Below are 26,189 nucleotides of genomic sequence, written 5' to 3'. Positions count from 1 at the left end.
GGTTTCCGCATTAATTGTTCAAAATGCACAACGGTGACAAGGATAAAAAAGAAGGATGGTTTTAATAATTTTTATCTCACCGTATAATCACAGAGACCCGCGCATTTTGCATATCCGGAGCAAGCAGTGACTCTTTTTTCTGATTTTATTTCTCAGGTCTGTACTGAAATAACGCATAACAAAAATAAACCCGATGGTATTTATCAGTACGCGGTGACTCTGTCGCCATTACTGGCAGCGGTATTACCCCCGTCAGCGCTGACCGGCTGGCTGAATGCGCAGACCTGCTGGCCGCAATTCTACTGGCAGCACCGCGACGGTACAGAAACAGCGGCAGTGTGCGGGGAAGTGTGTCGCTTCACGCATATCAGTGATGCTCAGGCGCTGCTGGATACCTTACCGGCACAGAGTCAAATCCGGATCTGGGGGCTGAACAGCTGGCAGTTTGATACCCCGTCTCCGCCACAGGGTACCGGCGGCAGTTATCTGTTTGTTCCCCGTGCCGAACTGCGGATATCCGGCAGTGAAACACACTTTCTGGTCAATATTGACAGCCGCCGCCCGGCGGAAGAGACCACAGAATTTCTGCGTTCGCTGGTCTGGCAGACAGAAATTCCGGCATTGAACAGCACGGTTATCAGTGCGCGGCATCAGCCGGATGAAGCGGGCTGGACACAGCTGGTGACGGATGCGGTGACAGCCATTACCGGCGGAGAAATGGAAAAAGTAGTGACGGCCCGTAAAACCGCACTGGAACTCTCCGCGCCGGTCTCTCCGGCGGCATTTATGCAGGCCAGTTGTGACTGCAATCACCGCTGTTTTCACTATATGCTTGCCACCGGACCAAATACTGCGTTTGTGGCTTCACCGCCGGAACGCCTCTATTTCAGGGCCGGAGCTCAGTTGTATACCGAAGCGCTGGCGGGAACAGTGGCAAACTATCCGGAAGATGACCGCGCGGCACAAGCGGCGCAATGGCTTCTGGCTGATAAAAAGAATGTGCATGAAAACAGTGTGGTGGTTGATGATATTTGTCAGCGCCTGCAGGGGGCAGTCAGTGCGCTGGATGTGAGTGCAGCGGCGGTGATCCGCCTGCGCAAAGTGCAGCATCTTTACCGTGTTATTTCTGCCACGTTATATGCCCCCCGTGACAGTGATTGTTTACAGCGTCTGCAGCCGACGGCCGCCGTTGCCGGTCTGCCGCGCAGTGCCGCGCTGGCCTTTTTACGGGATAACGAACCGTTTGACCGTGACTGGTATGCGGGCAGCGGCGGTTATTGCAGCCCGTCCCGCAGTGAATTTGCGGTGTCGCTGCGCTGTGCGAAAATCAGCGGCAGCCGGGTGGATTTGTATGCCGGAGCAGGCATTGTTGCCGGTTCGGATCCGCAGGCAGAGTGGTGTGAAATTGAAAATAAAGCCGCGGGTCTGAGAACACTGCTGGAGAGCGACGCTCACTGATTGTGCAATTTTCTGCTTGCCGGGGCAGAAACCGTGAAATAATCCACCGGTTTATTGAACTACATTAAGGTATTTCCTGAGTCAATCCGTAGACTACGGAGAACTACAGGTCAGGAAAGGTGAGCTATGTCAAACAGTGCATTGAACCGCCGCTGGGCGGAAGTGATTTTGGAGGCGCTGAGCCGTCACGGGCTGCGTCATATCTGTATCGCCCCGGGATCCCGGTCAACACCGCTGACACTGGCTGCTGCCGCCGATGACAAATTTATCTGTCACACCCATTTTGATGAGCGCGGACTCGCGCATCTGGCGCTGGGACTGGCGAAAAGCACCCGGCTGCCGGTGGCGGTGATTGTCACCTCCGGTACGGCGGTGGCAAATCTTTATCCGGCACTGATTGAGGCCGGACTGACCGGCGAACGCCTCGTTTTTCTGACCGCCGACCGCCCGCCGGAACTGATTGACTGCGGTGCAAACCAGGCTATCCGCCAGCCCGGTATTTTTTCTTCTCATCCGTTTGCCGCACTGGCATTGCCGCGTCCGGTTTTTGATATCCCGGCGTCCTGGCTGGTCTCTTCCCTCGATGACATCATGAACCGCCTGCAGCACGGCGCAGCGCATATTAACTGTCCGTTTGCCGAACCGCTGTATGACGATGACGGACAGACCGGCAAAGAATGGCAGGCACAACTCGGCAACTGGTGGCAGAGTGATAAACCCTGGTTGCAGCAGACCCGTTGTACATCGGTGATCAGCGTGGATGACTGGTTCTTCTGGCGGCAGAAAAAAGGTGTGATTATTGCCGGACGTATGCAGGCCGCCGAAGGTAAACAGTTGCGCCAGTGGGCTGAATGTCTCGGCTGGCCGCTGATCAGTGATGTGCTTTCCCAGACCGGGCAACTGCTGCCGCATGCGGATCTCTGGCTGGCATCCCCGCGTTACCGCGAAGTACTGGCTCAGGCGGATGTGGTGATCCAGTTCGGCTCAAGCCTGACCGGCAAACGGCTTTTACAGTGGCAGGCTGCCTGCACGCCGCCGGAATACTGGATTGTGGATACTATCCCGGGACGGCTGGATCCGGCAAATCACCGGGGCCGCAAATTTGAATGCAGTGTCAGCGAATGGCTGGATGACCATCCGGCACAAACCCGCACACCGTGGGCTCCGCAACTGGCGGAATGGACGCAGGCACTGAACACGCATGTTACAGAAACCCTGGGCGATGGCTGGGGCGAGGCGCAGATTGCCTGCCGCCTGCCGGAACTGCTGCCGCCGCAGGGCATTTTATTTGCCGGTAACAGCCTGATTGTCCGGCTGATTGATGCGTTTGCTCAACTGCCGTGCGGTTATCCTGTGTACAGCAACCGGGGCGCGAGCGGTATCGACGGCCTGATTTCCACGGCGGCCGGTGTTCAGCGCGGCAGTGCCAAACCGGCACTTGCTGTCGTCGGGGATATCTCCGCGCTGTATGATCTCAACAGCCTGGCACTGCTGCGTTATACCTCCGGGCCGTTTGTTCTGCTGATCGTCAACAACAATGGCGGACAAATCTTTTCCATGCTGCCGACACCGGAACAGGAGCGTCAGCGCTTTTACTGTATGCCGCAGTCGGTCAGTTTTGCCGGTGCGGCGCAGATGTTCGGCCTCAGCTACAGTGCTCCGCAGGACTGGCCGTCACTGAAAGCCGCCGTCAGCAAAGCCTGGTCACAGCACTCTGCTACCGTGATTGAGGTGGTGACAAACGGCGACGAGGGCGCAAAATACCTTCAGCAGCTGGTCCGTGAGGCAGCACAATGACGGTTCTGGCCGCACAGCGCTGTTATGCGGACAGGCCCGGTCCGTGGCTGGTCTGGCTGCACGGTCTGTGGGGAAATAAAGAAGAGTGGCTGACGGCAGCAGCAGAAGCCGGAAATTATCCCTCATTACTGATTGATTTGCCGGGTCACGGCGGCTCACAATCCGTCCGCGCAAAAAATTTTCCGCATGTCAGTCAGCTGATTGCTGATACCCTGGCCGCACATCAGGCAGACGATTACTGGCTGATTGGCTACTCTCTCGGCGGGCGGCTGGCGATGTATCACGCTGCATACGGCGACCGGGCAGGGTTGCGCGGTCTGATTATTGAAGCCGGGAATCCCGGGCTTGCCACACTCGATGAGCGCAATGCCCGGCTGCTGCATGATAACCGCTGGGCACAACAGTTACGTGAACGTCCGCTGGCATCGGTGCTGTATGACTGGTATCGTCAGGGCGTTTTTGCTGATCTCAATGAGGTTCAGCGACAGCAGCGGGTAGAGCAGCATCTGCATCATAATGCTTTTGCGATCGCGGATATGCTGTCGGACACCTCGCTCGGGCATCAGCCGCAGCTGGCGGAGAAACTGCATGCCCTGAATCTGCCGCTGCTCTATCTCTGCGGTGAGCGGGACAGCAAATTCCGCGCCATTGCAGAGGCACATCATTTTCCGTTACGGACTATCCAATATGCCGGGCATAACACCCATCAGGCAAATCCCGCTGCGTTTGCGGAGACAGTCCGGACATTTTTATCATTACATTCTGTTTAAGGAACTCACCGCTATGATGTATCCGAGCGAAGAAAAGCTCTCTGCCCCGGTTGAATGGGTCGACTGCACCGGCGATTATCAGGATATTCTGTTTCATAAATCAAAAGACGGTATCGCCAAAATCACCATTAACCGTCCGCAGGTGCGCAACGCGTTCCGTCCGTTAACAGTGAAAGAGATGATCAGTGCGCTGGCGAATGCCCGTTATGATGACGGCATCGGTACCATTATTTTTACCGGACAGGGCGAAAAAGCCTTCTGTGCGGGCGGTGACCAGAAAATCCGCGGTGACTACGGCGGCTACCGTGATGACAGCGGCACACATCATCTGAATGTGCTCGATTTACAGCGTGATATCCGTACCTGTCCGAAGCCGGTGGTGGCGATGGTGGCGGGGTATGCTATCGGCGGCGGCCATGTGCTGCACATGATTTGTGACCTGACCATTGCGGCGGATAATGCGGTATTCGGCCAGACCGGGCCGAAAGTCGGTTCATTTGACGGCGGCTGGGGTGCTTCTTATATGGCGCGGATTGTCGGCCAGAAGAAAGCCCGTGAAATCTGGTTCCTGTGCCGTCAGTACAATGCACAGGAAGCACTGGATATGGGACTGGTCAACACCGTGGTGCCTTACGCGGATCTGGAAAAAGAAACCGTGCGCTGGTGCCGTGAGATGCTGGAAAACAGTCCGATGGCGCTGCGCTGCCTGAAAGCGGCACTCAATGCGGATTGTGACGGCCAGTCCGGTCTGCAGGAGCTGGCGGGTAATGCCACCATGCTGTTCTACATGACCGAAGAAGGTCAGGAAGGGCGTAATGCATTCAACGAAAAACGCTCACCGGATTTCTCTAAATTCAAACGTAACCCGTAATGCGCCACGCTACACTGTACAGTTTCAGCCTGCCGATGGAGGCAGGCGTTATTCTGCGTAATCAGCGCCTGAAAACCCGTGACGGACTGCTGGTCTGTCTGCGGGAAGATGACCGCGAAGGATGGGGGGAAATCTCCCCGCTGCCGGAATTCAGCCGAGAAACCCTCACTGAAGCACAACAGGCGGCGGAAGCGTGGATTACGGCCTGGTGTCAGCGCAGCAATCCGGCGGAAAGCCCGCTGCCGTCAGTCGCATTCGGGCTGAGCTGCGCACTTGCTGAGCTGGATGATACGCTGCCGCAGACTCTCAATACCCGCAAAGCACCGCTCTGTACCGGTGACCCGGATGATCTGATCCTTGCGCTCGATGCCATGGAAGGTGAGAAAATCGCTAAAGTGAAAGTCGGGCTGTATGAGGCGGTTCGTGACGGTATGGTGGTCAATTTACTGCTGGAGGCGGTGCCGGATCTGCGTCTGCGCCTGGATGCCAACCGCAGCTGGACCCGTACCAAAGCGGATGGTTTCGCGAAATATGTGGCACCGGAGCACCGCACCCGGATTGATTTTCTCGAAGAGCCGTGCAAAACGCCGGAAGAATCCCTGTGTTATGCGCAGGATACCGGTATTGCTATCGCCTGGGATGAATCTGTCCGTGAACCGGGCTTTACGGTAACAGCACAGCCCGGCGTGGCAGCGATTGTGATCAAACCCACGCTGACGGGCAGTATCGCCCGCTGCCGTGAACTGATCACAGCGGCGCACCGCGAAGGGTTGCAGGCGGTGATCAGCTCCTCGGTGGAGAGCAGTTTCGGCCTGACACAACTGGCCCGTCTTGCCGGATGGCTGACGCCGGATACCCTGCCGGGGCTGGATACGCTCTCCCTGATGCAGTCACAGCTGGTGCGTCCGTGGCCGGGCAGTACACTGACACTGATAACCGCAGATCAATTAACTCAGACAGGACAATGGTAATGACGGCAGCACAATGGCCGTGGGTTGCGCATGCTCAGCAGACACCGGATAAAACTGCGCTGCGCTGTGCGGACTCATCGCTGACATGGACAGAACTGGCAGCTCTCGCGGATGCCCGCGCCGCCGGGTTTTATCAGCAGGGATTGCGGGAAAGTAACTGCGTGGTGCTGCGCGGCAAAAACAGCACAGAGCTGGTAATCGATTTTCTGGCGCTGCTGCGCTGCGGGGCAGTGATTCTGATACTCAATCCCGCATTACCGCGCGGGTTACAGGCAGAACTGGTCGCGTCTCTCGATGCGGATTATGTGTGTGACCGGAGCGACGGTACAATCGCGCTGCCGCTGAAAACACTGGATCCGTCTGTGACCGGCATGGCTCCGCCGGACGTGATCCCGCATCCGAAACGGCTGGCAACGCTGATACTGACCTCCGGATCCACCGGGTTACCGAAAGCCATTGCCCACCGTCCGGTCGCACATCTGGCTGCGGCGCAGGGCGTGGTTTCACTGCTGGACTATCAGGCAGATGACAGCTGGCTGTTATCACTGCCGCTGTGTCATGTTTCCGGACAGGGGATTCTCTGGCGCTGGCTGCTGCAGGGCGGGGAAATGGTTCTCAGGGCGGAGGGGGAAACGCTGGCGGAATCGCTGCGCGGATGTACTCATGCTTCTCTGGTACCAACACAGCTCTGGCGTCTGCTGCAGTCACCGGACACACTACCGCCGCTGCGGGATGTTCTGCTCGGTGGTGCGGCTATCCCTGTTGCGCTGACGGAAGCAGCGGAAGCCCGCGGGATCCGCTGCTGGTGCGGCTACGGTATGACCGAATTTGCCTCAACTGTCTGTGCCAAACGGGCGGACGGCAAACCGGGTGTCGGACATCCGCTGCACGGCAAAGATATCCGCCTGGATGAACAACAGCAAATCCTGGTTAAAGGTGACAGTTTTGCCGCCGGTGTCTGGCTGAATGGTGCACTGCATACACTGCCGTCCCATGACGGCTGGTATCCGACCCGCGACAAAGGCCATATGCAGGACGGTGAACTGGTGATCGACGGCCGGCTGGATAATCTTTTCTGCTGCGGTGGTGAGAATGTGCAGCCGGAAGTGACAGAAAAGCAGCTTATGTACTATCCGCTGATCACGGAGTGTCTGGTGGTACCGGTCAGCAGCGAGGAGTTTGGTGCTGTACCGGTGTATCTGATCCGTGATTATGATGACTGGACAGACGAACAGCGTCAGCATTTCAGTGACTGGTGCCTGGCGGAACTGCCTGCATTTATGCGCCCGGCGGCCTGCTATGCATTACCGGAAGCGGATGCGGCCGGTGGTATCAAACGCACCCGCGCACCGCTGATTCAGATGGCGCAGGATCGTTTTCATACCAACTGAGTTCATATAAAAAAACCGCTGCGGTCAGTGAACGCAGCGGTTTTGTCATGTTATCACACGATTATTTTTTCAGTTTTGCGATCGCGGCTTCCACACCGGCACCGTACTCCGGATGCACCTGTTTAAACAGTGCTATCTGGCGGGCTTGTGTTTCTTCGGCTGCCTGCACCAGTTCACCGGCGATACGGGCAAACATACGCTGATGCTCGGCGTCGCTGAGTAATTCATACAGCGCACGAGGCTGGCTGAAGTAATCGGTATCTTCGCGGTGGTTCCAGTGGTCGGCGGCACCGTCCACAGACAGTGGCGGCTCGCTGAAATCCGGCTGCTCCTGAAAGAGACCGGCACTGTTCGGCTCATACGTTTCCGCATTACCGCTGTTACCGTCGATACGCATTGCACCGTCACGGTGATAGTTGTGGAACGGGCAGCGTGGTTTATTGACCGGGATCTGATGGTGATTGACCCCTAAACGGTAGCGGTGAGCATCGCCGTAGGAGAACAGACGGCCCTGCAACATTTTATCCGGTGAGAAACCAATGCCGGGAACCACGTTGGCCGGGCTGAATGCCGCCTGTTCCACATCGGAGAAATAGTTTTCAGGGTTACGGTTCAGCTCGAAATAACCGACATCCATCAGCGGATAATCCGCATGCGGCCATACTTTGGTCAGGTCAAACGGGTTATACGGTACTTTTGCCGCATCAGTTTCCGGCATCACCTGAATTTGCAGGTTCCAGCGCGGATAATCGCCTTTCTCGATCGCATTGAACAGATCACGCTGTGAGCTTTCACGATCTTTCCCGATTAACTGTTCTGCTTCATCATCCATCAGGTTGGCAATACCCTGCTGGCAGCGGAAATGGAATTTCACCCAGAAACGCTCGTTATTACCGTTGATAAAGCTGTAAGTATGACTGCCGAAGCCGTGCATATGGCGGAAGCTCTGCGGCAGACCACGGTCACTGACATCGATGGTCAGCTGGTGGAGGGATTCAGGCAGATGAGAGAAGAAATCCCACTTATAAGCCATATTGCGCAGGTTGGTGCGCGGGTCACGTTTCACCACGTGGTTCAGATCCGGGAATTTCAGCGGGTCACGCAGGTAGAACACCGGCGTGTTGTTACCGACCATATCCCAGTTACCTTCCTCGGTATAAAATTTCAGGGCAAAGCCGCGGATGTCGCGCTCTGCATCTGCCGCGCCGCGCTCACCGGCCACGGTGGAGAAGCGGGCAAACATATCGGTTTTTTTACCGACCTGAGAGAAAATTTTTGCGCGGGTAAAACGGGTAATATCATGGGTTACTGTAAATGTACCGAACGCACCGGAGCCTTTGGCGTGCATACGGCGCTCAGGGATCACTTCGCGGTCAAAATGCGCCAGTTTTTCCAGAAACCACACATCCTGTAACAGCATCGGGCCGCGTTTTCCGGCAGTCATGACATTGTTGTTATCAACGACGGGTGCGCCCGCAGCCGTTGTTAATCCTTTCTTTTTCATCACATATCTCCAGTCGGTAAAGGAAAAAAGACACTGATTGCAGAAATTGGCGCGATGTGCAAAATCAGCATGGTAAGTCATAAATTGCACTGAGCATTGTTGTTTTTATCTGTATTTATAACTTGGTATAAAATATAGCACTGTCATAAAAAGAATGTGTCGATTTGATGGATTGGTGTGACCTATTGATGGCGGATATAGATAACTTTACATAAAAATCAGAATATTAACTTTCAAACGGTGACAGTTTCGGGGAAAATGCCCGAAACCCTGTCTGAATTTATGTGGTGGCAAAAATGAAAAAATATAAAGCAGCTGTGGCTGCAACACTGATGCTTGCGGCAGGTGCTGCAAACGCAATCTCTATGGATGTTGAAGCCGGTAAGAAATTTACTGATATCAATGTGGGCTTAGGTGACCCGTACTCCGGTCTGTCATTTGACGGTAACTGGGCGCGCAGTGATCACCAGGGGCAGTTAGGCGGCGCGCGTGCCAAATTTGCTTTCCCGCTGGGCCCGGTTTCCGCGAGTGTCGGCGGTAAAGCGGTTTACATCGACCCTGAAGTGGGTAAGAAAGGTATGGCCGTGGCTCCGGGTGTCGGTGTGGCATGGAGCATTCTGCCGTCAGTACGTGTTTACGGTGAGTTTTACGGTGCGCCGTCAGGCCTGACTTCCGGTAACGACTCTTATAAAGAAGCGGATGTCGGTGCAAACTGGACAGTATTTGCCCCGCTGAATGTCAAAGCCGGTTACCGTAAGATTGAAGTTGAATCCAACAGCGGTCATGAAAACCGTATTGCGGATGGCGCTTATCTGGGCGCGGGTCTGAGTTTCTGATCCCCGTTTTGCAGACAAAAAAACCCGTTCACTGAACGGGTTTTTTTATACAGAAATCGTGTCATCAGGCGTGACGTTCACCGATTGGTAAAATTGTCCGGCCATACTGTTCATTCAGAACTTCAGCCATTGCCAGATAAAATGCAGTCGCACCACATAAAATACCTTCATAACCGGCAAATTTCAGTAATGCGGCATTACCGGTAGCATTACCGATAACGAGCAGGGCAAATAAAATCACCAGTAAAAAGAAAACCGCGCGCAGTGTCAGGTTTGCTTTCAGTGTGGCAATAAACATAAAGAACGAGAAAATACCCCACAGTGCCAGATAGACAGCCAGGAATTCATGACTGGTTGCTTCACCGAATCCCATTGACGGCATCAGCAGTATGCCGACCAGACTTATCCAGAAAAAGCCATACGACGTAAAGGCAGTCGCACCGAACGTATTTCCTTTCTTAAATTCAAAAATACCCGCGATGACCTGCGCAATACCACCGTAGAAAATCCCCATGCTCAGAATAACAGAAGCCATCGGGAAGAATCCGGCGTTGTGGACATTCAGCAGGATAGTCGTCATACCAAATCCCAGTAAGCCCAGCGGGCCTGGATTCGCAATACGGTCAGAGCTCATAGAACCTCAATCAGATAAATAAAGGAGAGACACACTATTCAAAGGCGCGGATGATAAGGGGAAATGTACAGAAATACAACTATAAAAAACTGATTTTTGCAGGGTAAATGTTAAATATTAATATATTGTAAAACAAGATGTCTTGTTTACGGCAGATTTGTTTAAAAATATGGCAGATCGGGTGTGTTTACCCGCTGTTCAGAATAACCTGTTTTTTTGACCGGTAATAAGTGTATTCAAATTATGATTAGGCGTAATTACGATGAAATATTTTATTATATTATCTAAGTAAGGAAATAAAAATAATAGTATGGAACGGCTTGTTTATTACTGTTATTAATAAAAGAATGATTAACTAAAGTATTATAACTACGTATTAAGCGAGTGGTGTATATCGGTTAATACTTATATCCCTGTATTGTGTAAATGCCTTTATTCCCACACAAACAGTAAAGGAATAATGTGAATCACTGCCTGTTGAGGGAGTATTGAGATTTTGTATGATTATAATAATCCATAAATGAGTATGGCGAAGTGATTTAATATATTTTATTTGCCGGGAAAAAAAGGACGTTATTTATGCGGGTAAAAATTTATAAATTTATGTATTTTAATAGCGAAAAAGCACATATCGCATGATATAGTATTAACCAATAAACAACCGAAAAGTAACAATTCGTAGCAATGATAACACAAAATTAGTATAACTATTTGATAGTGGTTAATTTTCGCTGTTTTCAAAAAAATGTTCTCCGGAATAATATGTTTTTCTTTGAACATTAAACGTAATGTGACGATAATAAATCACAGGGAATTTTTAGATAATTCTTACCGGGGTGTCAGTCAACAGCAATGCCCTGATGTCTTAATTAAAGACGGAAAGGCAGTAGTTATATTAAAATAAATAGGCACAAATATGATTTCAGAACGAGTTAGCGATGCATATGTTTATGGCGAAATTTGCCAGGCAATCGGCAGAGCCGCTGTCCTTTTATGCAAAAGTGGCGAGCCGGTTACTAAAGAAGCCATTCAGGTGATGCTGGAAATATATTGGGAACAGCAGAATGATGACTTTATGAATGTCATCTATGAAAAAGCCATCAATGCACTGGACTGATTGTTATCAGCCATTATTCTCAATAAAGGAGAACTCAGCCGCATAATCCCTCCCTTTTTGTGGTTGCGGTTCTCTTTTGTTATTCCGTCTTTTCCTTGCCCGTCATATCCGCCGCCGTATTTGTCAGCGCGGCTACACACGGGTACCTGAAATAAATGCATTATGGCAGCAGCATGGCAGTTTTCTGACATGGGGGCGGCTGATGCTTTTTTGTCTGGTGATGACAGCGGGAATATTGTGGGTTTAAAACCTGTCAGAACAGAGAGAATAAAATAACCACCGGTAATGACATCGGCCAGGTGAGGGCTATCAGCAGGCAACTGAGCAGGCGGAAAAACGGGTTCGGATCTTTTGTCAGGAAAAAAGTCAGAATGAATGAAAGAAGACCACCTGTTGCGTAGATAGTCAGTAAAATCTGTGCAGAGGACATAACGGTTACATTAGTTAAACTGATGCGGGTAGTGTACCTCACCCCGCGTGATAAATCATGGCGGATCTGCTGCCGGCACCGGAATTTTTATGATTTTCCGTGCCGGCAGCGGTGTTTTACAGCCCGGCTGATAAGAAAATGCTCCCGTAAGGGAGCAAAAATAAAGAAAAATAACGAAGAAATGCACGATTATCTGTTCTGATAATAATGATTAATGACAAAATTACTACACGGTTATTCCTGTCTTTATGCTGAATGCCGGGTCGGATCACATTTTTAGTCGTCGTAATCAGATATAGCAGACAAAAAAATTGCCGGTCAGCTGACCGGCAAAAATATATTAAGAGCAATGTATACAATCCTGTATATAACAGATTATATAACGCTATGTTAGCGGAAACGGGTCTGTGGTGAAAGCTTTTTTTCACAGGAGTGTGTTACAGAGCAAAGTTTGGCCCGGAATCAGAGCCCGCCTGAGGTAAGCAGTGATCGGCAGGCTGACGGGCATCCCCGGTGTTGCTGCATGTTTCAGGTAATGAAAAAAGGTATATTATTTTGTAATAACCGACGTTTTTATTTCACGGTTTAATTTTTTATCTGAATTTTATTATTATCATTTCTGTTTTTCTCTGTGAGAACTTTAAATTATCCAATTCTGTAAAAATAACGATTAATTAAGAGGGCTATTTTAATATTGATTTAATCATGTGTTTTAATATCAGAAAATAAAACAGAATAGGGCGCTAAATTGAAAGTATCAGTTAATGAATAAGAATATAAAATAAAAAAATTATAACATCATGAAAACAAAGGCGTTATGTGTGTTTTTGATGGATTTTATTGAGTTAATAATTCGGATTAAACGCTGTATTAATGCGAAAAAGTAACGCTGATAAATAGAACAAAAAAAAGAAATAAAAAAATATACAGGGAAATATTTCTTATGGTAAAGTCGGGCTGATTCTTAATAAGAGGTGTCTTTTTTTTAAACAATCACTGTCAGATATGACAACACGGATACTACCTGTCATTCGTTAAGGGGCTTATTCGCCGCAAATCAGCACAGCAATATAAGAGGTATAACTTTGACCGATATAATTAATACATTAAACGGACTGCTCTGGAACCACCTGCTCATCTATTTATTACTGGGTATCGGACTGTACTTCACATTTCGTACCGGATTTATCCAATTCCGTCACTTCGGACACATGTTCAGCGTGCTAAAGCACAGTAAGAAATCGGATAAATCCGGCATCTCGCCGTTCCAGGCGCTTTGTACAAGCCTGGCCGCGCGGGTCGGTACCGGAAACCTGACCGGGGTGGCTATCGCCCTGACTGCCGGTGGCCCCGGTGCTATCTTCTGGATGTGGGTGGTCGCCCTGATCGGGATGGCAACATCCTTTATCGAAAGCACACTCGCACAGCTTTATAAAACACGGGACGACCAGGGAAATTATCGCGGCGGACCGGCGTATTATATGGAACGCGGACTGAAAGCCCGCTGGATGGGCGTGTTGTTTTCTGTCTTCCTGATCATCGCGTTCGGGCTGGTCTTTAACGCGGTTCAGGCTAACTCGATTGCCCAGGCGTCCAAAATGGCCTTTGGTGCGGATGCCGGTTATGTCGGTGCCTTGCTGGTGGTTATCTGCGGCGTGATTATTTTCGGCGGTCTGCGCTCGATTGCCCGTGTGGCGGAGCTGGTGGTGCCGGTGATGGCGGTTGCGTATCTTATCCTCGCTTTCTGGGTGATGGGGCATTACGCCGAGCGTCTGCCGGATGTCTTTATGCTGATTATCAAAAGTGCCTTTGGTTTACAGGAAGCCGTTTCCGGTGCTGTCGGTTACGGCGTGGCGCAGGCCATGATTAACGGCGTGCAGCGCGGTCTGTTTTCGAATGAGGCCGGTATGGGCTCCGCACCGAATGCAGCCGCTTCTGCAGCACCGTTCCCGCCGCATCCGGTTTCTCAGGGGTACGTACAGATGCTGGGAGTCTTTATGGACACACTGGTTATCTGCAGCGCCACCGCGATGATTATTCTCTCCTCAGGTGTACTGGATAATCCGCCGGGCGATATCAACGGTATTGAGATCACACAGCTGGCGCTGAGTTCGGTTGTCGGCAGTTGGGGATCCACCTTTGTGGCCGTGGCTATCTTCTTCTTCGCCTTTACCTCCATTATTGCCAATTACGCTTATGCGGAGAGCAATATGGTGTTCCTCGAGCATAAACACACCAAAGGGTTGTTTGTGCTGCGTCTGGCTGCGCTGGGAATGGTGATGTTCGGGGCACTGTCAGAAATGCCGCTGGTCTGGAAAATGGCTGATTTCTCGATGGGGCTGATGGCGGTGACTAACCTGATTGCTATTTTGTTGTTATCCGGCGTTGCATTTAAGCTGGCGAAAGATTATAACCAACAGCGCAAAACGGGGAAATTACCGCAGTTTGATATCAACCTTTATCCTGAAATCCGTAAACAGGTCGAAGACGGCATCTGGGAAGAAGTACCGGAACCGCTGGTCGAACAAAAGGTTAACTGATGATGACACCCGCAAATGCGGGTGTTTTTCTGTATGGGAGAGAGTGATGGACAATCCCCGGCTGAAACGGGCGAGGATAACCCGGCGTGATGTGCTTTGAACGCGAGTGCATCACCACAGAATAGCGTTCTGTGGTAACTATCCATTAAATAATGAGATTTACCATGAAACAAAAGCATTGGTCCGTTTGCGAACGGCTGCATGAAACCGTTACAAACCCGAATATTCATATCAAAGGTACGCACAGTTATTACAGCGATTGCTGGGATAATGGCTTTGAAGCTTCTGTTGTCCGCTATTTACAGGGCGATGAAATCAGCCGCGACTGGCAGCTCAGCTGGAAAGTAGATGAGCTGTATATCGGGGATTATGTCTGTATCGGGGCAGAAGCCGTGATCCTGATGGGAGGCAATCATACACACCGCCATGACTGGTTCAGCCTCTATCCGTTTCCGGAGATGATTGATGAGGCTTATATCGGTAAAGGGGATACCCGGATTGGTGATGGTGCCTGGATAGGCATGCGGGCCATGATTATGCCCGGTGTGACTATCGGGGAGGGCGCGGTGATTGCCGCGAACAGTGTGGTTGTCCGCGATGTCCCACCCTATGCTATCGTTGGCGGTAATCCGGCTGCCTTTATCCGCAGCCGGTTTGATGAAAGTACCATCCGCGAATTGCTGGCGCTGTCTCTTTATGACTGGCCGAAGGCGAAGTTTGATGCCCTGAAACCGCTGATTTGTTCGGCAGATCTTGCCGGGCTGAAAGCAGCGTCAGAACAGTATGACATAAGAGAAAAACTCACTCAGTCATAACTGACTTATTGAATACCCGCTGCGGCGGGTATTTTTTATCGTGCGTTTTCAGCCGCCTGTTGTTCCCGCTGACGGGCACGTTGCAGCGCCGGGCGCTTTTCCAGCTCGCCGGTGTAATGCACCAAATCCTCTGACAATACAAAGCCCAGCATCATTGCCCAGCGTGAGATATGAAATAAGAAGATATCTGCCACAGAAAAATCATCATTGCACAGCCATGTTTTTCCGCTGATCTCCTGCTCAATCACCTTAATTGCCCGCAGAAAATCCGCTTTTGCCGGTTCAATTGCCCCCGGCTGCCGCATAGCTTCCGGCAGAACCACGGCGTGTCTCAGTATGATCCAGAGCGGACCTTCCAGCTCCGAAATAATATAGGCAAGCCACTGATTTACGATGGCCTGTTTTTTCGGATCCTGCGGGTAAAAGCGGCCATTGCCGTAGGTTTGTGCCAGATAAATGCAGATAGCGGAGGATTCAAAAATAACCAGACCGTTATCAGACAGTGCCGGGACTTTCTGGTTTTTCCCGGGGACCTGCTTTTCAGCAGACATCACATCGGTAAAGTGACACTGATAATCAAGACCCAGCTCTTCTGCCATCCAGGTGGCACGGATGGAGCGCGACTTCGGGTAGGTGTAAATATCCATTTTATTCTCCGTGTGAATAAAAAGCTGAAAAACATCATGATGATTCGCTTTCAGAGCATAGCACTGCCGCAGTGAAGTCGTCATAATACACGGCCGTGATATTATGTCCGTTGTGAATAATGCGGTCGTGATATTTCCGGGAAAGGGGCTGTACCGGCATTGTGCCGGATAACATTGTACAGGACAAAGAAAGATGTGGCGTAGTGTGTGTCTGGTGTGTGCGCTGATACTGACAGGATGCAGTAATCAGAGCCAGTATATTGATCGCGGTGAGTATATTGTTGATCAGCGAAGTATCAAAGAGCCGTGGCTATCCAAACCGAATAATTATCTGGTTTTCCATTATACCGCACTGAATGATGAGGCATCGCTGCGTGTGCTGACTGCCGGCGGGGTGAGTGTCCAGTATCTGGTGCCGACAATCCCTGCGGTACGTGACGGTAAACCGGTGGTATTGCAGCTGGTGCCGGAGGGCAATGAAGCCTGGCATGCGGGCAAAAGTCACTGGCGCGGGGAAAGCAGCCTGAATAAAAGCTCGATCGGCGTGGAAATTGTCAATCCGGGCACTGTGAAAATGTCTGTCGGGCAGCGCTGGGTGCCGTATCAGACTGCGCAGATAGACCTGATTGTAAAACTGGCACAGGATGTGATAGCGCGGCATAACATTGCCCCGCAGAATGTGGTGGGGCACAGTGATATCGCGCCGCAGCGCAAACTGGACCCGGGCCCGATGTTCCCGTGGGAATATCTGGCAAAACGCGGGGTCGGCGCCTGGCCGGATGCTTCTGATGTGAAACGTTTTCTCGGTAACCGGCATCCGTCGGATAAAATCAGTGTCGGTGAATTACAGCAGGCACTGAAAAAATACGGCTATGAGATTCCGCTGACCGGTAAGGCTGACGGGAAAACCCGCAATGTGATTAAAGCGTTCCAGATGCATTTCCGCTCTCACAAGGTGAACGGGGAAGCGGATGCGGAAACCCTGGCACTGGTGAAAGCATTGCTGAAGAAATATAACTGACAACGTATCAGCGGCAGGAATAAAAAAGCCCGGTCAGATAACCGGGCTTTTGTGTTTACGCGGCCGCATCCGGCTGTGGTTTTGCCGCTCTCATATTGCCGGCAACAAATGAGATGATAAAGGCAATCACGCCCGGCAGTAACCAGCCGATCCCTTCCTTAAACAGCGGCATCCGGTGTAACACTGCCAGCACATTTTCACTGAGCAGACCGATGTTATTCAGGGTGTCGAACGCACTCATCACCACCAGCACCGCGACAGTAAAGCCGTAGGTAAAACGCGGATTACGCATTTTGCGGCGGGCAAACTGCAGGAACACCAGTGCAACGGTGGTCGGGTAGATCAGCAGCAGCACCGGAATGGTGACGCGCAGCAGTGTATCAAGGCCGAAGGTGGAGACAATGGTGGTCAGCAGTGTGGATACCACCACCCAGAAACGGTAGTCCAGGCGCGGATTGAATGTCGCGAAGAAATCCGCACAGGCACTGGTCACGCCGACAAAGGTGGTCATACTGGCGAGCAGTACGATACCGCACATCAGCCAGGTACCGAGCGCGCCGTAAAGGGCATCGACATAGCGGGAGAAAATCTGTCCGCCGTTGGTGGCGGTCTGTGAAACCGCATCACTGGTCGCACCCAGGTAGAACAGGCAGATATAGAGTGCAGCCAGCAGGCCGACCGCAATCAGCCCGGCTTTGATAGTGATAACCACCACGTCCTGCGGTGAGGTTATCCCGCGTGATGCCAGCGCGCGGGCAACAATACCGCCGAACGCCATTGCGGACAGCACATCCATGGTCTGATAACCATCGACAATACCGGAGAAGAACGCAAAATCCACATACTGATTGATCGGTTCATTAATTGGGGAGAGCGGGGTGCGCACCACGGCGATCCCCACGGCAACCAGCAGGAACAGCAGGGCCGGGGTCATAAATTTACCGATGGCGCTAATCATCGTTCCCTGTTTAAGCATAAAAAACATAGAAACGAAGTTAAACACAAAGGCAAAAATCAGATGGCTGGCGGTGCTTTTCTCAACGAAACCGAGCGGCAGAAAACCCAGTTCATACGCGGTGTTGGTGACACGCGGCATGGCGAATGTTGAGCCGAGGATCAGATAGAGCGCCACCCAGAATGTCACAGAAACCCAGCGCGGCAGATCGACAGAAAGCCGCTCACCACGGCCTTTGACCGCAACAGTAATCAGGGTAAGAAACGGCAGAACGACGCCGGTGACGATAAATCCGAGGGAGGCACTGAACCAGTCAGTTCCCGAGTGATAACCCGCCATCGGAGGAAAAATTATGTTGCCCGCACCCAGGAAAAGCGCAAAAACCATCATCCCGAGAACGAGCATGTCTTTTGTTGAAAACATAAAACAACCTGTACATGTTAAAATTAAATACTGTGATTTAGTTATTTTTTAAATGAAACCGTTAAAATAGTAACAAAATGCAGGTTGATTAAAAGACTCAGAAGAGTAAACGGAACAAATTCATTAATTAGGGGAATTTGAAAAAATATAATCCCGGTCACACAAACTTTTCTATGGCTGCCGCCACACCATCCTCATCATTTGAGGTGGTCACATATCCGGATTTTTGCTTAATGTGGTCAGCGGCGTTGCCCATTGCGACACCTACCCCGGCGTATTCCAGCATGGAAATATCATTGTTCTGATCGCCGATACACATGACTTTGTCCGGCGTCAGCCCCAGTTTTTCGGTGATTAGCGCAACAGCCTGTCCCTTCGTGGCGTTTTTGGCCGAAATCTCCACAAAATGCGGCGCTGTCCGCAGAATATTATAGCTGTCAAAGGAGACCTGCGGGATATAACCGGCAGCTTCATTCAGGCGCAGCGGGTTATCAATCATCATAAATTTGCTGAACTGCATTTCGCTGTCCATTTCCGCCAGCGGACGATAGTGCAGCTGTGTTTGTGTCAGGTACGCATCCATCAGGGTGTAGTGGCTGATGTCACGGTTTGTTGTGAACATTTCACCGTTACTCAGCACATGAAAATGCACGTTAATATCCCGGGCCAGCGCCTCAAAATAGCGGTAATCCTCAAAATCCATCAGCGTTTCAATTACGGGCTCGCCGGTTTCGGCATCATGGATCACCGCACCGTTGTTACTGATGCAATAATGATTTGCTTTATCCAGCCCAAGCTCCCGGAGGTAGGGCAGAATGCCGTTAAACGGGCGGCCGGACGTCAGGATAACATGCAGACCTTTCTCTTTTGCGCGGGTGACAGCAGCACTGACAGCGGGGGTAATCTGATGGTGAGAGTTAAGCAGGGTGCCATCGAGGTCAATGGCGATAAGTTTTACGGACATGCAGGCTCCTGAAAACAGCGGCAACAAAATAACAGACAGTTAAAATGTTATGCCGCCATTTCGGGGGGATGTCAATAAAACCGCCTGTTGCGCGATAAGATTGCCGTTATTCATCAAAAACAGCCGGATACACCGTATGTTGTGCTGTGGCAGGGATTTGTCCTGCCAATCTGAATGCTGAATAAGATAGCTAAAATCATATGGCTAAATATAGTTTTGTTATTAATTGTTTAAGTTGCCTTAGTTACAGTCATGACTGAAATGCCACGGCTCTTTGATATCCAGAGTGATATCCGGGTTCTGGCGGTAGTCGTAAGGGGTGATGTTATATTCTTTGCGGAACATATAGGTGAAATGAGATTGCGACCCGAAACCGAAATCAAGGGCGATATCAAAGATAGTCTGTTCACTCCGGCGCAGGGCGTTAACCGCACCGGCCAGACGGCGCTGACGGATGTATTTGCCGAGCGAGATCCCGGCAACTTCTTTGAAGATCTTCTGCATATGCCAGAGCGAGTACCCGGAATAGGCAGCCAGTTCTTCGAGGTGGATAACACGACCTGTGTGGTTTTCTATCCATTTACTAAGTGCGCACACAAGTGCGACATGATTATCTTGCGGCATTGATGATTTCGGCTCAGTTTCAGGGTTTTCCAAGTATACAAGTTTATTTCATTATGACAAAACAGGGTGTTATCTGTTTATGCGCTTCCTGCTGATGAAATGAATTTTTTTGTGAAACAGCACACTCATTCCGCTAAAGTATGTGACGATACCGGAATGTAACGAAATCTTTTAAACGGGTATAATTCAGATGAAAATAGGCGAAACATGAAAAAAATCATAATTATCCTGCTGCTGATTGTTGCCGGTGTATTTTTTTATATTGCGGCGCTCGATAAGTACTGTGATCAGCGTGAGGATTTTATGCTGGGAATCTGTGAAATTACGAAATTTATTCCGTCAGACAAGGGCTGAGTTTTGCCTTTTCCCTCTGATTATCTTGTTGCTAACGGTATTCAAGGCAGCAAAATGATGTTTTAATAACGGGCTTAAACTTTTCAGGATGCAGTGATGCACGACGCAGAATAATAATATAGCCGTTACAGAGGATCTAATGTCAGAAGTACAGCAGGAGCAGACGCTCAAGCGCGGATTAAAAAACAGACACATACAGCTTATCGCATTGGGTGGTGCTGTGGGTACGGGGCTGTTTCTGGGAACAGCCACAACGATTCAGATGGCAGGGCCTTCTGTCCTGCTCGGTTATGCAGTCGCCGGGTTTATCGCGTTTCTGATCATGCGCCAGCTTGGTGAGATGGTGGCGGAAGAGCCGGTTACGGGGTCATTCAGTCACTTTGCCCATAAATACTGGTGTGGTTTTGCCGGCTTTTTATCCGGCTGGAACTATTGGGCGATGTTTGTTCTGGTGGGCATGGCGGAACTGACGGCGGTCGGCGAGTATATTAAATTCTGGTGGGATGTCCCGACCTGGATCTCTGCGGCAGTTTTCTTTGTGCTGATAAACCTGGTAAACCTGGTGAACGTCAAGGTTTACGGGGAAACCGAATTCTGGTTTGCCATGATCAAAGTGGTGGCCATTCTTGGTATGATTGCCTTTGGTGCTTATCTGCTGATCAGCGGTAACGGCGGCCCGGAAGCCTCTGTCAGTAACCTCTGGGAGTTCGGCGGATTTATGCCGCACGGCTGGGGCGGGCTGATTTTCGCGATGGCTATCATTATGTTCTCCTTCGGCGGCCTCGAGCTGGTCGGCCTGGCGGCAGCGGAAGCGGAAAACCCGCGTTACAGCATTCCGAAAGCTATCAATCAGGTGGTTTACCGTATCCTGATTTTCTATATCGGTTCCATTACCGTTATCCTTTCTCTCTATCCGTGGACAAAAATTGTCGAGAACGTCAGTCCGTTTGTGCTGATCTTCCGTGAAATCGGCCATGCCTTTGGTGCTGCGGATTCTGTGCAGGGCAATATCAATCTGTGGATTGCTCATGTGCTGAACGTGGTGGTACTGACTGCCGCTCTCTCTGTTTACAACAGTGGTGTTTACAGCAACAGCCGCATGCTCTACAGCCTGGCACGTCAGGGTAATGCGCCGGCATTCCTGAAACGCATCAGTCCGCGTGGTGTACCGGTGAACTCGATTATTCTGTCCGGTCTGGTCACCTCGGTGGGGATCCTGATTAACTACCTGCTGCCGAAAGAAGCGTTCTCGCTGCTGATGTCGCTGGTGGTCACCACACTGGTGATTAACTGGATCATGATCTGTATCTCCAACCTGAAATTCCGTCAGGCGAAGATGAAAGAGGGTGTGGAGCCGTTCTTTAAGGCACTGTGGTATCCGTGGGGCAACTATATCTGTCTCGTGTTCCTGGCCTTTATCCTGGTACTGATTGCCCTGATGGATGGTCTGCGGATTTCAGTGATCCTGCTGCCTTTCTGGATTGGCTTCCTGTGGCTGACATACCGCTATTATGAACGCCGCCGTGCAGCGAAAGCATAATGTCAGGCAATAAAAAACCGGGGAAAAATCCCCGGTTTTTTATGTTTAAAAAGGCTTAAAACTGCCAGCGGGCCCACATAAACAGGACGTTACCGTTATTGTAAGTGCCCGGAATATAAGTGGCCTGAATCGCGAGGCGGTTATATTCCACCGACGCCAGCGGCAGCGGTACCGGGATCGGGATATAGTGATAGTCATCCCGCGCCGTCACGCCAATGGTAAAGCCGACACCGGCTTTGAAACCATCCTGCCCGTGCGGCATCCACATCTTCTGGAATCCGTAACCGACAATCGGCTCCCATTTATTGTGTGAATCCTTAAATGCCATGGCGTACAGGCTGTGCCAGTCATTATCCTCATCATAGTAGGACTTGCCGAACCCGGCACCCCACGGCTTTTCATTGTATTTATCAGTTTTTTCTTTGTCGTAGGTCAGGCGGTTATGCCATGTCCAGAACGGGACATATAAATCATACTGGTCTGATTGCCAGACGTTGGTAACGTTGTGTTTAAACGTTCCCCACAGTCCTTCTGAAGCTGCAGTATCATTTGTGACGCTGTCACTTTGGTGTGTGTCCTGTTCCTGTGCTGCTGCGGGCTGTGCGGCCATCAGCAGAGAGGTGAGCGTCAGGGCGCTGATTGTGCTTAAAGAAAGCTTCATGAATGACTCCTGGTGTGACAATAATCATTTATCCTAAAACGATTATTTTGCTCATAACAAATGATGCTAATTAGTAGACAACAATTATAGTAACATAGATTTCATATTATTTTTATACTGCTAATCCGGCTTAAATCTAAACAAAATATCAACGGCTACCGGAACCAGGCAGATTCTTAGTCCGGAAATAATGAAGTAAGGCAGCTTATCGTTCTTGCAGGAAAGGAACAAAGTTGTAATTTTTTTATATGTTTAAACACAAGCGGTTATCAATTTTCCGTATAAATTTACCTGAACATGTTATTAATATTTCTAAATATGTGCACCAGATCTTCCCGCTGAAAAAATCGCTTGATTTCCGACCTGTCCTATGTGATAACTCAAATGGGTAAACGAGGTACGCTTCTGTTTTTTAAGCAGTAACGACTAGTTTGTATACGCCGGTTATCGGCAAATTTGTAGGATAGGAATTTTATCAATGGCTAAACTTAAAGGCACCGTTAAGTGGTTTAACGAATCAAAAGGTTTTGGTTTCATCACTCCAGCTGATGGCAGCAAAGACGTGTTCGTTCACTTCTCTGCAATCATGACTGATGGTTTCAAAACACTTGCTGAAGGCCAACAAGTTGAATTTGAAGTGCAGGATGGTCCTAAAGGCCCTGCTGCTGCCAACGTCACTAAAGCATAATTATCTCCGGCAATAAAATTGCCCCTGATAGTTGGTTTTACCAGCGTGGTCAACGCGACAGCCTGATAGCCGTTTTAACGACGAGTGTATATCACTGACGCAAATTCAGACCCTGTGCCCTTGCGGGCATGGGGTTTTTTATTGCCTGCTCTGCGGTGGTTTCCTGTCACCGGATGCGTATAATTCACTATACAGAGTGGTACAGCAAAACAGGAGATATCAGGTGAGAATCAACGCATTAACCATTGCAGGAACGGATCCGAGCGGCGGCGCGGGTATCCAGGCAGATTTAAAAACCTTTTCTGCACTGGGCGTTTACGGCACCACGGTAATAACAGCGCTGGTGGCACAAAATACCTGTGGCGTAAATTCTGTTCATTCTGTTCCGCCGGAATTTGTCGCAGCACAACTGGATGCGGTACTGACGGATGTCAGAATTGACAGCGCCAAGATTGGTATGTTGTCTGACGGCGGCGTGATCCGCACCGTGGCTGAGAAACTGCGTCAGTATCCTGTGCCGTACGTGGTACTGGATACAGTCATGCTGGCGAAAAGCGGCGATCCGCTGCTGAAAGCCGAAGCGGTTGATTTACTGATCTCTGAATTATTACCTCACGTTTCGGTTATTACCCCCAATCTTCCCGAAGCGGCGGCATTGCTGAAAACGTCCGTCGCCACAGATGAAAAAATGATGCAGCGGCAGGGCGAGGCACTGATGGCCGCCGGGGCAAACGCCGTATTGCTGAAAGGCGGACATCTGGATAACGCCGAAAGCCCTGACTGGCTGTTTCTGCCGGATGGCCGCCACCGCTTTACCTCAACCCGTATTCCGACCAAAAACAGCCATGGCACCGGCTGTACATTGTCTGCGGCAATGGCGGCACTGCGGCCTCAGTGTGCGGACTGGGCGGAAACCACGGAGGCGGCAAAACAGTATCTGCACGGGGCGCTGGCGGCGGCAGACAGCCTGGAAGTGGGGCACGGACATGGCCCGGTTCACCATTTTTATCAGTGGTGGTGATATCACACGATAATTGGTGTATATTGCGCGCTTTTCAGGGGGGAAGATATGGAAACGGGTTCATCTGTGCGTCTTAATAAATACATCAGCGAAAGCGGCATCTGCTCCCGCCGGGATGCGGACCGCTATATTGAGCAGGGATTAGTCCTGATCAACGGCAAACGTGCGGCTATCGGCTCACAGGTGATGCCGGGTGATGTGGTTAAAGTCAACGGACAACTGATTGAGGCGCGGGAGCAGGATGATCTGGTGCTGATTGCCCTCAATAAACCGGTGGGTATCGTCAGCACCACCGATGAAGGCGAGAAAGATAATATTGTCGATTTCGTCAATCACAGCACCCGTATCTTCCCTATCGGCCGCCTGGATAAAGATTCACAGGGATTGATTTTCCTGACTAACCACGGTGACCTGGTAAACAAAATTCTGCGTGCCGGTAACGATCACCAGAAAGAGTATGTGGTGACGGTAAATAAACCGATCACCGATGATTTTATCCGTGGTATGGGAGCAGGTGTGCCGATCCTCGGTACCGTTACCAAAAAATGTAAAGTGAAGCAGGAAGCGCCGTTTGTTTTCCGCATCACGCTGATTCAGGGGCTGAACCGTCAGATCCGCCGCATGTGTGAGCATTTCGGTTATGAAGTGACGAAACTCGAGCGTGTTCGCATCATGAATATCAGCCTGACCGGGATCCCGGTGGGGGAATGGCGTGATTTAACGGATGACGAGCTGGTCGAACTCTTTGATGCGATTGAAAAATCCTCATCTGAAGATAAAAAAGTCAAAAAGCCGGCTGCAAAACCACAGAAGCGCGATAACAAAATTAAAGTTGCTCCGCCGGTTTATCCGGGCTCTGACAAACAGCAGAAGAAGAAAGAGAGCAGCAGCGATAGTAACCGCCAGCGCTTTGCTCAGGCAGGACGGAAGAAGAAGAAACGATAATTATCTGTCTGCTGAAAAGTAATCTGCAGTACAGGTAATAAGCGGATAACGGGCATGCTTTTCGTTTTGCCCGTTATCAGCAGCTCCCCGGAACAAACAGGGAGCACAAAAAAATCAGGCCGGTTATCCGGCCTGTTCTGCATTTAAGCAATCGTCACTTTCTTATCGAGATACACATCCTGCACTGCATTAATCAGTGCCACCCCGTCTTTCATCGATTTCTTAAAGGCTTTACGGCCGAGGATCAGCCCCATACCACCGGCACGTTTGTTGATCACCGCAGTACGGACCGCATCCGCCAGGTCATTATTACCGGATGCACCGCCGGAGTTAATCAGCCCCGCACGGCCCATATAGCAGTTCGCCAGCTGATAACGGACCAGGTCAATCGGGTTATCCGTGGTCAGTGTGCTGTAAACGCGCTCATCAGTATGGCTGAAGCCGATAGCTTTAAAGCCGCCGTTGTTTTCCGCCATTTTCTGTTTGACGATATCCGCACCGATAGTGGCCGCAAGATGGTTTGCCTGGCCGGTTAAATCCGCGCTGGCATGATAATCCACCCCGTCTTTTTTGAAGGCCGGGTTGCGCAGATAAGCCCACAGCACGGTCACCATGCCCAGTTCATGGGCACGTTCAAAGGCCGCAGAGATTTCTTCTATCTGACGGCGGGATTCCGGTGAGCCGAAATAAATCGTCGCGCCGACAGCCACAGCGCCCATTTCGAAAGCCTGTTCAACACTGGCATACAGTGTCTGATCATACTGCGCAGGCAGGCTCAGGGTTTCATTGTGGTTGATTTTGACAAGGAACGGGATGCGGTGTGCGTAGCGGCGGGCAACAGAAGCCAGTACACCGTAGGTAGAGGCAACACAGTTACAGCCTGCCTCGATAGCCAGCTCGACAATATTTTTCGGATCAAAATAGAGCGGGTTAGCGGCAAAAGAGGCTGCGGCAGAGTGCTCAACACCCTGATCCACCGGCAGAATAGAAAGATAACCGGTACCCGCCAGACGGCCGTGATTAAACAGTGACTGCATGGAGCGCAGCACGGTATTCGGCCGGTTATTATCAATCATCACGCGGGTGACAAAGTCATCGCCCGGCAGATAAAGATTGTCTTTGGGAATGGTGGTGCAGGTGTGTTCAAGAAGAGATGATGCATCATTGCCTAACAACTTAACGATATCAGTCATGGTAAGTAAACTCCGATTC

Annotated in this window: 26 protein-coding genes; 17 read left to right on the top strand and 9 right to left on the bottom strand. The window is 50.7% G+C overall.

Translation table 11 applies throughout. The annotated features are described in order from the left end of the window. The first annotated feature begins 126 nt into the window (after positions 1-126). From X965_RS08430 to menE, 6 genes are all read left to right on the top strand, one after another. Positions 127-1,458, top strand: coding sequence for an isochorismate synthase (locus tag X965_RS08430; RefSeq protein WP_004239875.1), 1,332 nt, complete (start codon positions 127-129; stop codon positions 1,456-1,458). A gap of 126 nt (positions 1,459-1,584) precedes the next feature. Continuing rightward, the gene (gene menD / locus X965_RS08425; protein WP_032098402.1) at positions 1,585-3,255 is read left to right on the top strand and encodes a 2-succinyl-5-enolpyruvyl-6-hydroxy-3-cyclohexene-1-carboxylic-acid synthase; all 1,671 of its coding nucleotides are present in this window, start codon (positions 1,585-1,587) and stop codon (positions 3,253-3,255) included. Then, positions 3,252-4,025, top strand: coding sequence for a 2-succinyl-6-hydroxy-2,4-cyclohexadiene-1-carboxylate synthase (menH, locus tag X965_RS08420; RefSeq protein ID WP_004239877.1), 774 nt, complete (start codon positions 3,252-3,254; stop codon positions 4,023-4,025). Before menD ends, menH begins: the two co-directional genes overlap by 4 nt. Before the next feature lie 13 nt (positions 4,026-4,038). Next, positions 4,039-4,896, top strand: a complete 858-nt coding sequence (menB, locus tag X965_RS08415) for a 1,4-dihydroxy-2-naphthoyl-CoA synthase (RefSeq protein ID WP_004235182.1) — start codon at positions 4,039-4,041, stop codon at positions 4,894-4,896. Continuing rightward, positions 4,896-5,867, top strand: a complete 972-nt coding sequence (menC, locus tag X965_RS08410; RefSeq protein ID WP_036417751.1) for an o-succinylbenzoate synthase — start codon at positions 4,896-4,898, stop codon at positions 5,865-5,867. Before menB ends, menC begins: the two co-directional genes overlap by 1 nt. Then, positions 5,867-7,258 (top strand): o-succinylbenzoate--CoA ligase, encoded by a 1,392-nt coding sequence (menE, locus tag X965_RS08405; protein WP_036417749.1) that lies wholly within the window; start codon positions 5,867-5,869, stop codon positions 7,256-7,258. The genes menC and menE overlap by 1 nt, the downstream gene beginning before the upstream one ends. A 61-nt stretch (positions 7,259-7,319) precedes the next feature. Here menE and X965_RS08400 read toward each other — a convergent pair whose 3' ends face one another. Continuing rightward, a complete protein-coding gene (locus X965_RS08400; protein WP_015422776.1) occupies positions 7,320-8,762 on the bottom strand; it encodes a catalase in 1,443 nt (480 codons plus the stop codon). Positions 8,763-9,058: 296 nt separating this feature from the next. Between X965_RS08400 and X965_RS08395 the strand changes: the two genes are divergently transcribed. After that, complete coding sequence (locus X965_RS08395) at positions 9,059-9,598, top strand: YfaZ family outer membrane protein (RefSeq protein WP_004235190.1); 540 nt, start codon at positions 9,059-9,061, stop codon at positions 9,596-9,598. A gap of 64 nt (positions 9,599-9,662) precedes the next feature. Here X965_RS08395 and satP read toward each other — a convergent pair whose 3' ends face one another. Next, positions 9,663-10,232, bottom strand: a complete 570-nt coding sequence (satP, locus tag X965_RS08390; RefSeq protein ID WP_004235192.1) for an acetate uptake transporter — start codon at positions 10,230-10,232, stop codon at positions 9,663-9,665. Positions 10,233-11,148: 916 nt separating this feature from the next. Between satP and X965_RS08385 the strand changes: the two genes are divergently transcribed. Next, positions 11,149-11,349, top strand: coding sequence for a hypothetical protein (locus X965_RS08385; protein WP_004235196.1), 201 nt, complete (start codon positions 11,149-11,151; stop codon positions 11,347-11,349). Between the two features lie 76 nt (positions 11,350-11,425). Beyond that, positions 11,426-11,596, top strand: a complete 171-nt coding sequence (locus tag X965_RS19320) for a hypothetical protein (RefSeq protein WP_155275476.1) — start codon at positions 11,426-11,428, stop codon at positions 11,594-11,596. Between the two features lie 6 nt (positions 11,597-11,602). Here X965_RS19320 and X965_RS18955 read toward each other — a convergent pair whose 3' ends face one another. Beyond that, positions 11,603-11,779, bottom strand: coding sequence for a GhoT/OrtT family toxin (locus X965_RS18955; RefSeq protein WP_004235197.1), 177 nt, complete (start codon positions 11,777-11,779; stop codon positions 11,603-11,605). Positions 11,780-12,864: 1,085 nt separating this feature from the next. On the opposite strand from X965_RS18955, the gene X965_RS08380 reads away from it, so the two are divergent. Both X965_RS08380 and X965_RS08375 read left to right on the top strand, forming a co-directional pair. Beyond that, positions 12,865-14,319, top strand: a complete 1,455-nt coding sequence (locus X965_RS08380; protein WP_004235201.1) for a sodium:alanine symporter family protein — start codon at positions 12,865-12,867, stop codon at positions 14,317-14,319. Positions 14,320-14,483: 164 nt separating this feature from the next. After that, on the top strand, positions 14,484-15,134 hold the full coding sequence (locus tag X965_RS08375; protein ID WP_036417747.1) for a CatB-related O-acetyltransferase: 651 nt from the start codon (positions 14,484-14,486) through the stop codon (positions 15,132-15,134). Between the two features lie 35 nt (positions 15,135-15,169). On the opposite strand, the gene X965_RS08370 is transcribed toward X965_RS08375, so the two are convergent. Continuing rightward, complete coding sequence (locus X965_RS08370) at positions 15,170-15,781, bottom strand: glutathione S-transferase family protein (protein WP_004239895.1); 612 nt, start codon at positions 15,779-15,781, stop codon at positions 15,170-15,172. A gap of 193 nt (positions 15,782-15,974) precedes the next feature. Here X965_RS08370 and X965_RS08365 point away from each other — a divergent pair, with 193 nt between their 5' ends. Continuing rightward, positions 15,975-16,802 carry an N-acetylmuramoyl-L-alanine amidase gene (locus X965_RS08365; RefSeq protein ID WP_004235209.1) on the top strand — a complete coding sequence of 276 codons (828 nt, stop codon included), beginning with the start codon at positions 15,975-15,977 and terminating at the stop codon, positions 16,800-16,802. Positions 16,803-16,857: 55 nt separating this feature from the next. On the opposite strand, the gene brnQ is transcribed toward X965_RS08365, so the two are convergent. The 3 genes from brnQ to X965_RS08350 form a co-directional block, all read right to left on the bottom strand. Beyond that, positions 16,858-18,180 (bottom strand): branched-chain amino acid transport system II carrier protein, encoded by a 1,323-nt coding sequence (gene brnQ / locus X965_RS08360; RefSeq protein WP_036417745.1) that lies wholly within the window; start codon positions 18,178-18,180, stop codon positions 16,858-16,860. Positions 18,181-18,337: 157 nt separating this feature from the next. Beyond that, positions 18,338-19,144: a sugar-phosphatase gene (yidA, locus tag X965_RS08355; RefSeq protein WP_036417743.1), complete on the bottom strand. Its 807-nt coding sequence runs from the start codon at positions 19,142-19,144 to the stop codon at positions 18,338-18,340. A gap of 240 nt (positions 19,145-19,384) precedes the next feature. Beyond that, positions 19,385-19,768, bottom strand: a complete 384-nt coding sequence (locus X965_RS08350) for a helix-turn-helix domain-containing protein (protein ID WP_015422774.1) — start codon at positions 19,766-19,768, stop codon at positions 19,385-19,387. A gap of 207 nt (positions 19,769-19,975) precedes the next feature. Between X965_RS08350 and X965_RS08345 the strand changes: the two genes are divergently transcribed. Together X965_RS08345 and X965_RS08340 are read left to right on the top strand one after the other, a co-directional pair. Continuing rightward, a complete protein-coding gene (locus X965_RS08345) occupies positions 19,976-20,122 on the top strand; it encodes a PhoP/PhoQ regulator MgrB (RefSeq protein ID WP_025154858.1) in 147 nt (48 codons plus the stop codon). A gap of 139 nt (positions 20,123-20,261) precedes the next feature. Next, on the top strand, positions 20,262-21,662 hold the full coding sequence (locus X965_RS08340) for an amino acid permease (protein WP_036417741.1): 1,401 nt from the start codon (positions 20,262-20,264) through the stop codon (positions 21,660-21,662). A 55-nt stretch (positions 21,663-21,717) separates the two neighbouring features. Here the strand turns inward: X965_RS08340 and pagP are convergent, their stop codons facing one another. Further along, positions 21,718-22,323 (bottom strand): lipid IV(A) palmitoyltransferase PagP, encoded by a 606-nt coding sequence (gene pagP, locus X965_RS08335; RefSeq protein WP_036417740.1) that lies wholly within the window; start codon positions 22,321-22,323, stop codon positions 21,718-21,720. A 478-nt stretch (positions 22,324-22,801) separates the two neighbouring features. Here pagP and cspE point away from each other — a divergent pair, with 478 nt between their 5' ends. The 3 genes from cspE to rluF all read left to right on the top strand — a co-directional run bounded on the left by cspE (position 22,802) and on the right by rluF (position 24,977). After that, positions 22,802-23,011, top strand: a complete 210-nt coding sequence (gene cspE, locus X965_RS08330) for a transcription antiterminator/RNA stability regulator CspE (RefSeq protein ID WP_004239901.1) — start codon at positions 22,802-22,804, stop codon at positions 23,009-23,011. Positions 23,012-23,234: 223 nt separating this feature from the next. Then, positions 23,235-24,032 carry a bifunctional hydroxymethylpyrimidine kinase/phosphomethylpyrimidine kinase gene (gene thiD / locus X965_RS08325; protein WP_036415055.1) on the top strand — a complete coding sequence of 266 codons (798 nt, stop codon included), beginning with the start codon at positions 23,235-23,237 and terminating at the stop codon, positions 24,030-24,032. A gap of 48 nt (positions 24,033-24,080) precedes the next feature. Further along, positions 24,081-24,977, top strand: coding sequence for a 23S rRNA pseudouridine(2604) synthase RluF (gene rluF, locus X965_RS08320; RefSeq protein WP_024473323.1), 897 nt, complete (start codon positions 24,081-24,083; stop codon positions 24,975-24,977). 143 nt (positions 24,978-25,120) lie between these two features. Here rluF and fbaB read toward each other — a convergent pair whose 3' ends face one another. Continuing rightward, a complete protein-coding gene (gene fbaB / locus X965_RS08315; RefSeq protein ID WP_004235228.1) occupies positions 25,121-26,170 on the bottom strand; it encodes a class I fructose-bisphosphate aldolase in 1,050 nt (349 codons plus the stop codon). Positions 26,171-26,189 lie beyond the last annotated feature (19 nt).

The sequence above is a fragment of the Morganella sp. EGD-HP17 genome (assembly GCF_000512315.2).
Classification (GTDB): domain Bacteria; phylum Pseudomonadota; class Gammaproteobacteria; order Enterobacterales; family Enterobacteriaceae; genus Morganella; species Morganella morganii.
This window is presented reverse-complemented; position numbering and strand designations above follow the sequence as displayed.